Origin of the sequence: Butyrivibrio sp. NATIVEDY162, assembly GCF_045999815.1 — a bacterium.
GTDB lineage: Bacteria > Bacillota > Clostridia > Lachnospirales > Lachnospiraceae > Butyrivibrio.
This window is the reverse complement of the sequence record NZ_CP172573.1, coordinates 584902-597890: the sequence shown is the minus strand read 5'-3', so window position 1 is coordinate 597890 and position 12989 is coordinate 584902. Positions and strand designations below refer to the sequence as shown.

Sequence of the window (12989 nt, the reverse complement as noted above, 5' to 3'; positions counted from 1 at the left end):
GCATTCAATGACTAGACAAGAATTTTTAAATTTGATCAAAGATAAAAAGTTAATGTTTCTGGACGGAGCAACAGGAACTAACCTTATGAAGGAAGGACTTCCTGCAGGAGCGTGTACAGAAGAGTGGATTTTAAATAATCCTGATGTTATAAGAAAACTTCAGAAAAGCTACGTGGATTCAGGAAGCGATATAATTTATGCTCCCACATTTACAGGAAACAGAATTAAACTTATAAACTTTGGACTTGAGGACAAAATAAAAGAAATAAATACACGGCTTGTTAAGCTTGGTAAGGAAAGTGCTGGTAACAATGCACTTGTAGCGGGCGATATCACCATGACCGGAAGACAGCTAAAGCCCATGGGCGACCTTGAGTTTGAAGAACTTATAGATGTTTATAAGGAGCAGATAGAAATTCTTGTTGAAGCAGGATGTGATATCCTCGTTGTCGAAACGATGATGAGTCTTCAGGAATGCAGGGCAGCGCTCATTGCAGCAAAGGAAGTATCGGATATAGCTGTTATTGTGACACTTACCTTTGAAGGTGATGGCAGAACTTTATTTGGTACTGACGCAAAGACAGCTGCCATCGTAATGGAATCATTGGGAGCTGCTGCTGTTGGTGCAAATTGCGGTACAGGCCCTGACAATATGGTATCGATCATTGCTGACATGGCTTCTGTTACAAATATACCTATCATTGCAAAGCCTAATGCAGGCCTTCCGGTCGTCACAGAGGATGGATCTACCGAATATGATATGGACTGCGATACATTCGTGGCAGAGATGGAAAAGCTATTAAAAGCCGGAGCGTCTATTATTGGAGGATGTTGTGGTACAACTCCCGCGTATATAAAGGGAATTCATGATAAGTATAAAGATTACGATATAGCTACGGATATACTGCAATACGGGGATGGAACTGTTTTTTCAAGAAAAACTGAGGGCGTAAGATTCCTTACAAGTGAGAGAAAAACAGTTGCCTTCTCATTAGATGATCCCTTCATGATTGTAGGCGAGAGAATAAATCCTACAGGTAAGAAAAAACTTCAGGCAGAGCTGCGCGAAGGTAAGCTTGATATGGTATGTGATTTCGTGTCCCAGCAGGAAGAAGACGGTGCTTCTATTCTTGATGTCAATGTGGGCATGAGCGGTATTGATGAAAAGCAGATGATGAGTGATGTTCTTGATGAGATAATTCCTCTGACTTCGCTTCCTCTGTGCATAGATACAAGTGATGAGAACACTATGGAGATGGCTCTTAGAAAATATCCCGGAAGGGCACTTATAAATTCCATTTCACTTGAAAAGGACAAGGCAGAGAGGTTTCTTCCTCTTGCAAAAAAATATGGTGCAATGTTTATTGCACTCCCCGTAGGACCAAAAGGATTACCGGGAAGTCTTAAGGAAAAGCATGAATTTATTGATACTCTATGCCAAAAAGCATATGAGGCAGGCCTGTCAAAAGAGGATATTGTTGTTGATGGACTTGTGGCAACAATAGGCGCAAACCCTGATGCGGCATTGGAGACCCTTTCAACCATAAGCTACTGCAAAGAAAACGGACTTGCCACTATTTGCGGTCTTTCAAATATATCCTTTGGACTTCCGCAAAGAGCATTTATAAATGCAGCATTTTTGACTATGGCAATAGCAAATGGCCTAACCATGGCTATTTGTAACCCCTCGCAGGAGCTTCTTGTAAACAGTGCTTTTGCGTCAGATCTCTTAAGACATAAGGAAGAAGCAGATCTTAGATACATAGAGAGAATGAACAGATACGACGGCATGAATGTTCAGGTTGTAAGCGTGCCTAAAGGACAGAAGCTTATTACTGATGGCAGTGCCGGGAAAATATCCAACGGAGTCGATGGCTCGGCCTCTAAGGATAATACTTCAAAACCTGCAAATTCTTTAGATGAGCCGGCTGACCTGGTCACTGAGTTTTACAATAAAATAAAAAATGATGTGATGAAGGGTTCCAAAAGAAGCATAGAAAAGGATACTCTTGACGCAGTAGCTGCAGGCTGCGCGCCAAAGACTATTCTAAATGATTATCTTATGCCTGCTATAAATGAAGTCGGAGATCTTTTTGATAAGGGAAAATATTTCCTTCCACAGCTCATTGCTAGTGCTGAAGCCATGAAGCTTAGTATCGCAAAGCTTGAGCCACTGCTTAATGAAAATGATACAGAAGGTGCAAAAGATAAGGACACTATTGTTATCGCGACTGTTCATGGGGATATCCATGACATTGGCAAAAACCTTGTTGCTTTGATGCTTAAAAACCATGGCTTTAATGTAATAGACCTTGGAAAAGATGTTCCAAGCGAAAAAATTGTAGATACTGCAATTGCTGAAGATGCTAAGATTATTTGTCTGTCGGCACTTATGACAACAACAATGCAGGAGATGAAAAATGTTGTTAAGATTTCCAAAGAAAAGAACTGCAAAGCTAAGATTCTTATAGGCGGAGCAGTAGTAACTGAGGACTATGCCTGGGAAATCGGAGCAGATGGATATTCATCCGATGCAGCAAACTGCGTGGTAGTTGTAAAGAATATTATCAAAAACATTTAGTTTTTTGACATGGATATCTTATAAATGCGATAATATGTTTATGAATTATCGAAGATTAGTTGGCTTATGTTTTAGGTATTTTTTAAGTCTATTATTACTATAAACAATAACGGAGGAATACTAATGATTGGTGCACAGGCCATTGCAAAGTGCCTATTAGAGGAAAAGGTTGAAGTTATATATGGATACTCCGGTGTAGCTATTGCACCCTTTTACGATGCTGTTGGAGAGACGGATATTAAGCAGGTTCTTATAAGAACAGAGCAAAATGCAGCACACTGTGCCAGCGGCTATGCAAGAATAAGTGGTAAGGTTGGTGTATGCGCAGTTACCAGCGGACCCGGTGCAACTAATCTTATAACAGGAATAGCAACAGCTTATGCAGACAGCATACCTCTTGTTTGCATTACAGGTCAGGTTAATTCCGAGCTTATTGGAAGTGATGTTTTCCAGGAGGCCGATATAACAGGTGCTGCAGAGTCATTTGTTAAATACAGCTACCTGATCCGTGATGTGAATGATATTCCGAGGATTTTTAAAGAGGCATTTCATATTGCAAATACAGGACGAAAAGGCCCTGTTTTGATAGATATCCCGATTGATATTCAGCAGGCTGAGATCAGTAAATTTGTATATCCCGAAAAGGTCAACATGAGAACCTATAAGCCCACAGTTGAGGGGAATGCTGCACAGATAAAGAAGGTTGTAAAGGAAGTAGCAAAAGCTAAGAGACCTATTATCTGCGTAGGTGGCGGCGTACATCTTGCAGGTGCCATGTCAGAGATAAGAAAATTTGTTAAGGACAACTGTATCCCTGTAGTTTCAACCATGATGGGAATAGGTGTTATGGCATCAGAGGATCCTTACTATTTTGGCATGGTGGGAAATAACGGAAGACCCTGTGCAAACAGAGCGCTTAACGAATCTGACCTTCTTCTGATGGTGGGCGCACGCGTTGCCGACAGAGCAGTTAATAGACCTGATCTTATTACAGAGAACAAGGTTCTTATCCATATTGATGTGGATCCTGCGGAGATAGGAAAAAATGTAGGCCCGACTATTCCGCTTGTAGGAGATATAAAGCATATTTTCAAAAAGATAAATGAGTTTGAAGAGGAAGAAGACCTTATCCATGAGAGAACGGAGTGGATCAATACTCTGAAAAAATATAAACAGGAGATGATTGAGAAGAGGCCTGTAATTGATACTACAAAATATGTAGATCCCATGACCTTTCTCCAGAATCTCTCAAGGAAGCTGCCGTCAGATGCGATTTATGTGGCTGATGTAGGTCAGAACCAGATATGGTCATGCAGATGGCATCTTGTAAGGGACGGAAGATTCCTTACTTCCGGCGGAATGGGAACAATGGGGTATTCCATACCGGCAGCTCTCGGTGCGAAAATTGCAGCCCCCGGGAAAAAAGTAGTTGCTGTAATGGGTGATGGTGCCTTTCAGATGTCCATGATGGAGCTCTCTACAATGAGACAGTATGGAATAGCAGCTTCTATAATTGTTTTCTGTAACGGATACCTTGGTATGGTCCGTGAGTATCAGCACTACAGCTACAATGATCGTTATAACATGGTAGTGCTTCACAACACACCTAAGCTTGATAAGATTGCTGAAGCTTATGACATGAAATACCTTAGAGCCTCATCACAGAAAGAGGCTGAGGAGCTGGTAGATGAGCTTATGAAAAATGATGAATGTGTACTCTGTGAAGTAGTAGTTGATCCTATGGATCTTGCAAAGTGACTTTTGAAACAGAACTCTGGGAGAAAAAATGAAACGAATATATTCAGTACTTGTAGAGAATCATGCCGGTGTACTTTCTAAAGTTGCAGGGCTTTTCTCAAGAAGAAATTTTAATATTGACTCTCTTGTTGTAGGTGAAACAAATTCCAAAGATGTTTCCTGCATGACTATTGTATCAAGCGGAGATGAGCGCACAATCGAGCAGATTGAAAAACAGCTCAACAAAAAGCTTGATGTTATCAAAGTAAAAACTTTTAAGGAAAGCATGAGCATCTGCAGGGAGCTTACGCTTCTTAAGGTCAGATATAACCGTGAAAACAGAAGAGATATCATGGAAAACTGCGACATCATGAAAGCTCAGATTGTAGATATGAGTAAAAACATGATGATAATTCAGATTTGCGATACACCTGAAAGAGTCGGTGTGTTTATTGAAATGCTCAGAACCGTGTCTATAGTTGAGATGGCAAGAACCGGTACTGTAGCTTTGACTAAATGCAACGAAGGGGATAAATAATAGTTTAGCCCTTTAAAGTTTTAAATAAAAAAAGTATTTCATTGACTTTGCACACAAAAGCGCATATAATCTGTAATTATTCAGAGCTAAGAATAAATTAGCAATACATAATTTTGATTTTATTTTTGTATAAGTCTTAGCGATATTTGGAGGAGCATGAAAAGAAAAGTATTTCAGCTGCTTGTAGATAACACATCCGGTGTTCTGACAAGAATCTCAGGTCTTTTTGCTCGAAGGGGATATAATATCGAGAGCATAACAGCCGGAACTACAGCAGATCCTAATTATACCAGAATAACAATAGTTACATCAGGAGATGATGTTATCCTTGATCAGATTGAAAAACAGCTCAGCAAGCTGATTGATGTCAGGGATATTCATGAGCTTGAACCTGACGAGAGTGTTTACAGAGAATTGGCACTTGTTAAGGTGAGAGCAGGTGAGAAGGAAAGAGAAAGCCTGATTTCAATAGTTAATATATTCAGAGCCAATATAATAGACGTAACACCTGAGTCACTTATTATAGAGGTTACAGGTAACCAGTCTAAGGTCGATGCTCTTCTTAAAATGCTTGAGGGAAGAGAAATTCTTGAACTTGCCAGAACCGGAATTGCCGGACTTGGAAGAGGAACAGATAAAGTTATTTCTATAGAGGAATTGGAAAACATGTAATACTACAGAATCGGACAATAGATAAACATGTGATTTTGACTCACTTTAAGGATATGATTTCCAACTTAACAGTCTGATTTTGAGTAATATAAAATTAATTTTTACGGAGGTAAGAAACATGTCACAGGACGCACGTATTTTCTATCAGGAGGATTGTAATCTTTCACTTTTAGAGGGTAAGACAATTGCGATTATCGGTTATGGTTCTCAGGGCCATGCTCATGCACTTAACCTTAAGGAGTCCGGATGCAACGTCATTATAGGTCTCTATGAAGGTTCTAAGAGCAAGGCAAAGGCAGAGGCACAGGGACTTAAGGTTTATAACACAAAAGAAGCTGCAAAGATGGCTGACGTGATTATGATTCTTATCAACGATGAGAAACAGGCTAAGATGTACAAAGAAGACATCGAGCCCAATCTTGAGCCCGGCAACATGCTTATGTTTGCTCATGGATTCAATATCCACTTCGGTCTTATTCAGCCCCCGAAGGATGTCGATGTTACAATGATCGCTCCCAAGGCTCCCGGCCACACAGTTAGATCTGAGTATCAGGCAGGAAAGGGAACACCTTGCCTTGTAGCTGTATATCAGGATGCTACAGGTAAAGCTCTTGATAAAGCACTCGCTTATGGTGCAGGTATCGGCGGAGCTCGCGCAGGTATTCTTGAGACAACATTCAGAACAGAGACAGAGACTGACCTTTTCGGTGAGCAGGCTGTTCTTTGCGGCGGTGTATGTGCACTTATGCAGGCTGGCTTTGAGACACTTGTTGAGGCAGGCTATGATCCGAGAAATGCATACTTTGAGTGTGTACATGAGATGAAGCTTATTGTTGACCTTATCTATCAGTCAGGCTTTGCAGGCATGAGATATTCAATTTCTAACACAGCTGAATATGGTGACTATGTAACAGGACCTAAGATTGTTACAGAGGATACCAAGAAGGCTATGAAGAAGATCCTTTCAGATATTCAGGATGGTACATTTGCAAAAGAATTCCTTCTTGATATGAGTGAAGCAGGCGGACAGGTTCACTTCAATGCTATGAGAAAGCTTGCATCAGAGCATCCCGCTGAAAAGGTTGGTGCTGAGATTAGAAAGCTTTACAGCTGGAATAACGAGAGCGATAAGCTTATCAATAACTAAGAAACGAAAAGGAGAGCTGCCGCTTAGCGGCAGCTCATTTTAAAGATTATGGAATATTACAGTAAAAAGCCGGTTAAGTCCAGAGTACTACAGCTTTTGGCTCTTTCCTTCATTATGTATATGGTAGCGGTTTTGCCTCTCTTTATAACAAGGGGCATGCCGTTTTTCTATTATGGAGATTATAATGTGCAGCAGATTCCTTTTTATACTGTTGCTCATAGAGCTATAAGGAGCGGGAATCTTTTTTACCTATGGAATGTGGATCTGGGTGGATCACTTATAGGAAGTTTTTCCTTTTATCTGCTTGGCAGCCCTTTCTTTTGGCTTACGGTTCCGTTTCCGGAAGAAATGATTCCATATATGATGCCATTTCTGATGGCACTTAAGTACGGCGTATGTGCCATGACTGCATATGTCTTCATAAGAAGAAAGACCATTCGCGATGAAGCTGCCATGACAGGTGCACTTTTATATGCTTTTTCCGGCTTTAATGCATGTAATATAGTATTTAATCATTTTACTGATGCTGTAGCTTTTTTTCCTTTATATTTACTGTCCTTTGAACTGCTCATGGAAACTGACCATCATAAAGATCACTGGTTCTTTATTCCGTCAGGTAAGAGGTTTGTTTTCTTTACACTTATGACAACCTTAATGGCAGTGATAAATTATTATTTCTTCTTTGGACAGGTGGTTTTTCTGATCATTTATTTTTTTGTTTGCTTTGTTCCAGGGAATAGAATTCACCACATCATAAGGATGTTTTTACGAGCCTTTGCAGGCGGAGTTTTAGGTGTTCTGATCGGAGGCTTCTATATACTTCAGGCAGTGCTTGGCGTTTCAGGTAACAGCAGGATTTCAAATGTGATACTTGGCTATGATGCTGTTTCCTATAAAAGCATGAATATGCTCTGGGACATTATAAAGAGCATGGTCATGATCCCGGACATCATAGGGAAAGGTACGGTATTCTATACAGATACTGTAAAAAACGCATCACTTGCTGTTTTTCTTCCTCTGTTTGGATTGTCCGGAGTATTTGCTTTTTGCATGATGCATAAAGCAAGAAAAAATGTATATAAAAGGCTCATTATAGTTTGCCTCGTTATGACATTTATTCCGGTTTTAAATTCTGCATTTTCTTTATTTAATGAGAATTATTATGCAAGATGGTTTTACATGCCGATTCTTATTATGGCTATGATGACATCTGTTGTAATTGAAAGAGGTGCATCAAAGGAACTGAAAAAGGGCGTATTGTTTACATGTTTCATATTTCTGACGATATTACTGATTTCTGTTTTGCCTTCCTACAATAAGTATGGAGACATCGTAAGCATGGAGCTGATCCAAAATGAAAAGATATACTGGCGTGACGTTATAGGGACAGCGATAATTCTTCTTATGCTGATAATTTCAGTTTTTGTGGTTCCCAAATGCATAAGAAAGATTAGAATACCCGGTAAGGAAAACGCTGTAATTTTTAAAAAGCCGATTATGAGAACCGAGATTTTATTTGCATTAACGGCTATCGCATCTATTATTTCGCTTCATATCGTGCTTTTAAACGGCAGTGGCCTTATAAATGATTTCGGAAAAGAAGAATGGGAAAAGCAGATGCTCTGCTTTAAACCTGACCTTGATGATGATGGCGATTTTTTCAGGACTGAGACAGACAGAACGGCTACAAATTATGATATGTACTGGGGATATGGATCGCTGCACAGCTTTATAAGCACAATACCTTCCCAGACATTTGACTTTTTGTATGGAGCCGGGGATTTAGAGAGGACTGTTGAAACTATTATTCCGGAGGACAGATTAGGACTAAGAGCCATCCTTGGAACAAAGTATTACTTTGAAAATTCGCTAATAAATGACGAAGGCTTTTTTGAAAGCGGAAGCGGAATAAATGGTTTTTATTTATATGATACTCAAAATGGCATCGATATTTACAGGAATATGAACTATATTCCAATGGGATTTACCTATGACTATTGTATAAGGGAATCTGACTGGGAAGAGATTGATGATACACTGATAAAGGACAGGTTATTATCAGTTGCTGTGGTTCTTCCTGACGATGACGCGGAGGAAAACAGTGACATTATAGAGGAGCTCTCTGCAAATTATTATACGGAGGAGCTACCGGTAGATGTTTTTAATACTAACTGTGCTGATAGAGCCGGGAATTCTTGCAATAAGTTTAAGACTGATACAAAGGGCTTTTATGCTATGACCTGTAACCTGCTTGAGGATAAGCTCATGTTTTTTGCCGTTCCGTACATGAAGGGATTTAAACTTACGATTGACGGTAAAAAGGCAGAAATAATAAAAGCAGATTATGGGATGATGGCTGTCAGAGTACCGGCGGGAGTGCATGAAATAAGAGCTGATTATAAACCTGATGGATTTTATCCGGGGTTAGCAATGAGTGTGGTTGGAATTACACTTTTAGGCGCTTATTTACTGGTTCTTCGTTTTTACAAAAAGCGCTAAATATGGTATGTTTATTCAGGATATATACAAAAGATGCAACGTGTGAATGTTTTATGAAAGGTGAGGAGTGATTGTAAATGGCAGGTATGACAATGAGCCAGAAAATTCTGGCTGCACACGCAGGACTTTCAGAGGTTAAACCCGGTCAGCTTATCGAGGCTGATCTTGATCTTGTTCTTGGAAATGATATAACAAGCCCTGTGGCAATCAAAGAAATGGAAAAATTTAAATCCAAGGGCGTATTTAATAAAGATAAGATAGCCCTTGTTCCGGATCATTTTGTTCCCAACAAAGATATAAAATCTGCAGAGAACTGCAAATGTGTTCGCGAATTTGCTAAAAGAAATTCGATTACAAACTACTTTGAAGTTGGACAGATGGGAATTGAGCATGCTCTTTTACCTGAAAAAGGACTTACAGTTCCCGGTGATCTCATAATCGGTGCAGACTCACATACATGTACTTACGGTGCACTTGGAGCATTCAGCACAGGTGTAGGCTCAACTGACATGGCTGCAGGAATGGCTACCGGTAAAGCATGGTTTAAAGTGCCCTCAGCAATTAAATTTAATCTTACCGGAAAACTGAATGAGTATGTCAGTGGTAAGGATGTAATTCTTCATATCATCGGTATGATAGGTGTTGATGGCGCACTGTATAAGTCTATGGAATTTACCGGTGAGGGAGTTAAGGAACTCTCAATGGACGACAGATTTACTATTGCCAATATGGCTATTGAGGCCGGTGGAAAGAATGGCATTTTCCCTGTTGATGAAAAAGCAATTGAATATCTTAAGGAACATGCACCCGGGAAAGAGTATAAGATCTTTGAGGCTGATCCCGATGCTGAGTATGATGAGGAATATACAATTGATTTGTCTATGCTTAAATCAACGGTTGCATTCCCACACCTTCCTGAAAACACACATACCTTTGATGATATAGATGAAATAAAAATAGATCAGGTTGTTATTGGTTCATGCACTAACGGCAGAATTGATGATATCAGAATGGCTGCGAAAATTCTTAAAGGACGAAAGGTTGCAGATGGTATTCGTTGCATTATAATTCCTGCTACTCAGGCTATATATATGCAGGCTATGGAGGAAGGACTTCTTAAGATCTTCATTGAGGCCGGTGCTGTTGTTTCAACTCCCACATGCGGTCCTTGTCTTGGAGGATATATGGGAATCCTTGCATCAGGAGAAAGATGCGTTTCAACTACTAACAGGAACTTTGTAGGCAGAATGGGAGCTACCGATTCTGAAATATATCTTGCTTCACCTGCCGTTGCTGCTGCAAGCGCCATTACCGGTAAGCTTTCACAGCCTTCAGAATTAGTTTAAAGGAAAGGTGCGAGGATTATGAAAGAAGCAAGAGGAAATGTTTTTAAATTCGGAGATAACGTTGATACTGATGTAATTATTCCTGCCAGATATTTAAATACTACCGATCATGCTGAGCTTGCTGCTCATTGCATGGAAGATATCGACAAAACTTTTATACAGAAGGTTAAAAAGGGAGATATCATTGTTGCTAACAAAAACTTTGGATGCGGATCATCAAGAGAGCATGCACCCATCGCTATTAAAGCTGCGGGAGTTTCCTGTGTAATAGCAGAAACTTTTGCAAGAATTTTTTACAGAAACAGTATTAATATTGGCCTTCCTATAGTAGAATGTGAAGAGGCTGCAAAGGAAATAAATGCAGGTGACGTTGTGAGTATAAATTTCGATACAGGTATTATTACTGACGAGACTACAGGCAAGTCATATCAGGGGCAGGCATTTCCTCCGTTTATGCAGAAAATAATTGATAGCGAAGGACTGGTTAATTATATAAATGCAAAGTAATATTAAATTATTTATGGTTATCCCATGTTATAACGAGCAGGAGGTTCTTCCCGAAACGTCAAGAAGACTTGAGGAAAAGATGAAGGATCTCACTTCCAAGGGTGTTATTTCTGCAGACAGCAGAGTTGTATTTGTTGATGACGGGTCAGCAGATACCACATGGGAATTGATATGTGAACTACATGAAAAGAATTCTTTGTTCCAGGGAGTCAAGCTCTCAAGGAACAGAGGACATCAGAATGCACTTCTTGCAGGTCTTATGACTGTGAGAAGTGTTTGTGATGTTGCGATATCAATGGACGCTGATCTTCAGGATGATATTGATGCAATTGACGGGATGCTGGAAAAATACAGAGAGGGTTCAGAAATTGTCTTTGGTGTCAGAAGTAGCAGAGAAACTGACACCGCATTTAAACGCGGAACTGCTCAATCCTACTACAGGCTCATGAACAAAATGGGTGCTGACATTGTCTATAATCATGCGGACTTCAGATTGATGAGCAGCAGAGCGTTGGAGATGCTTTCTGAGTTTACGGAAGTAAATCTTTTCCTTCGCGGAATTGTTCCTATGATTGGACTAAAGACAGATATTGTTTATTATGAAAGGTCTGAGCGCTTTGCAGGAGAAAGTAAGTATCCGCTTATGAAAATGCTTTCTTTTGCATTTGAGGGAATTACGTCTCTTTCGGTAAAACCCATTCGCGTTATTTCAGGGCTTGGTGTTACTATTTTTTCTGTGAGTATTATAATACTTATATATTCATTGATTCGTCACTTTACAAACAATACAATACCCGGTTGGACGACAACTGTTCTTTCCATTTGGGCTATCGGAGGCTTAACAATGATTTCTCTGGGAGTAATTGGAGAATACATTGGTAAAATATATTTAGAGACCAAGAACAGACCACGTTATATCATAAGCGAATATCTTGGAGATAAGAATAATGATGTCAATCTCACAGATGTGAAAATCTTTAGATGATTAATTAAGATTTCATCTGTTTTTTAGCAGGTATAAAATCAGACCTGCAAGCTTAATATATTTAGAGAGGTTATATTTAATGTCAGAAGAAAAGAAGAAAAAAACTCCTGAGGATTTTAAGAAGGAGAGTGAAGCTGCGTTCAGAGTTAATCTTGCGCAGGGATCCAAAGTAAAAAAAGTAATTGGTGTTGTCAGCGGCAAGGGTGGAGTAGGAAAGAGCCTTGTTACCGGTCTTTCAGCCTGTGCCATGAATAGAAAGGGTTATAAGACTGCTGTTCTTGATGCAGATATTACAGGACCTTCTATTCCCAAGATGTTTGGTGCAAAGCAAATCAAGTATGCTGATGATAACGGAAACATGATTCCGTCAGAATCAGATAACGGAATAAAGCTGGTTTCAATCAATCTTTTAATGGATAACGATACCGATCCTGTTATCTGGAGAGGACCCGTTATTGCAGGTGTTGTTAAACAGTTTTGGGGCGAGGTTAATTGGGGTGATATTGATTATATGTTTGTAGATATGCCTCCGGGAACAGGTGATGTACCACTTACTGTATTCCAGTCACTTCCGGTTGACGGAATAATAGTTGTATCCACTCCTCAGGAGCTTGTTTCGATGATAGTTGAAAAAGCTGTTAACATGGCTAAGATGATGAATGTTCCTGTGATCGGTCTTGTTGAAAATATGAGCTATATGAACTGTCCTCATTGCAACAAACCTATTTATGTATTTGGTGAGAGCAAGATAGATTCCTATGCTTCTGCTAACGGGCTTGATGTACTTGCAAGAATTCCTCTTGATCCTGATTTTGCATCAAAGTGTGATGCCGGAAGAATTGAGGATTATGAGCCTGATTTTATGGATAGTCTTGTATACAAGCTTGAACAGCTTTGATATTTATTTGCATTTAATAGCATAATTGCTCTATGAATTAAAAAAGTTTGGTATGAAAATGATTGATTGGGGGATTTTA

At 39.6% G+C, this 12989-nt stretch carries 10 protein-coding genes; all 10 read left to right on the top strand.

What is annotated here, in order from left to right:
• The first annotated feature begins 7 nt into the window (after positions 1–7).
• The 10 genes from ACHCNF_RS02445 to ACHCNF_RS02400 all read left to right on the top strand — a co-directional run bounded on the left by ACHCNF_RS02445 (position 8) and on the right by ACHCNF_RS02400 (position 12910).
• Positions 8–2581 carry a homocysteine S-methyltransferase family protein gene (locus tag ACHCNF_RS02445; protein WP_408071212.1) on the top strand — a complete coding sequence of 858 codons (2574 nt, stop codon included), beginning with the start codon at positions 8–10 and terminating at the stop codon, positions 2579–2581.
• Between the two features lie 123 nt (positions 2582–2704).
• A complete protein-coding gene (ilvB, locus tag ACHCNF_RS02440) occupies positions 2705–4339 on the top strand; it encodes a biosynthetic-type acetolactate synthase large subunit (protein WP_408071211.1) in 1635 nt (544 codons plus the stop codon).
• A gap of 28 nt (positions 4340–4367) precedes the next feature.
• Positions 4368–4856, top strand: coding sequence for an acetolactate synthase small subunit (ilvN, locus tag ACHCNF_RS02435; protein ID WP_408071210.1), 489 nt, complete (start codon positions 4368–4370; stop codon positions 4854–4856).
• A gap of 156 nt (positions 4857–5012) precedes the next feature.
• The gene (ilvN, locus tag ACHCNF_RS02430) at positions 5013–5528 is read left to right on the top strand and encodes an acetolactate synthase small subunit (RefSeq protein WP_408071209.1); all 516 of its coding nucleotides are present in this window, start codon (positions 5013–5015) and stop codon (positions 5526–5528) included.
• A 118-nt stretch (positions 5529–5646) separates the two neighbouring features.
• On the top strand, positions 5647–6675 hold the full coding sequence (gene ilvC, locus ACHCNF_RS02425) for a ketol-acid reductoisomerase (protein ID WP_408071208.1): 1029 nt from the start codon (positions 5647–5649) through the stop codon (positions 6673–6675).
• Between the two features lie 48 nt (positions 6676–6723).
• Positions 6724–9174, top strand: a complete 2451-nt coding sequence (locus ACHCNF_RS02420; RefSeq protein WP_408071207.1) for a YfhO family protein — start codon at positions 6724–6726, stop codon at positions 9172–9174.
• 77 nt (positions 9175–9251) lie between these two features.
• Entirely contained in the window at positions 9252–10520 is a 1269-nt protein-coding gene (gene leuC / locus ACHCNF_RS02415; RefSeq protein ID WP_408071206.1) for a 3-isopropylmalate dehydratase large subunit, read from the top strand.
• A gap of 18 nt (positions 10521–10538) precedes the next feature.
• Positions 10539–11027, top strand: a complete 489-nt coding sequence (leuD, locus tag ACHCNF_RS02410; RefSeq protein ID WP_408071205.1) for a 3-isopropylmalate dehydratase small subunit — start codon at positions 10539–10541, stop codon at positions 11025–11027.
• Positions 11017–12012: a glycosyltransferase family 2 protein gene (locus ACHCNF_RS02405; RefSeq protein ID WP_408071204.1), complete on the top strand. Its 996-nt coding sequence runs from the start codon at positions 11017–11019 to the stop codon at positions 12010–12012. The genes leuD and ACHCNF_RS02405 overlap by 11 nt, the downstream gene beginning before the upstream one ends.
• Before the next feature lie 79 nt (positions 12013–12091).
• Positions 12092–12910 carry a P-loop NTPase gene (locus ACHCNF_RS02400; RefSeq protein WP_408071203.1) on the top strand — a complete coding sequence of 273 codons (819 nt, stop codon included), beginning with the start codon at positions 12092–12094 and terminating at the stop codon, positions 12908–12910.
• The last annotated feature ends 79 nt before the right edge of the window (positions 12911–12989 follow it).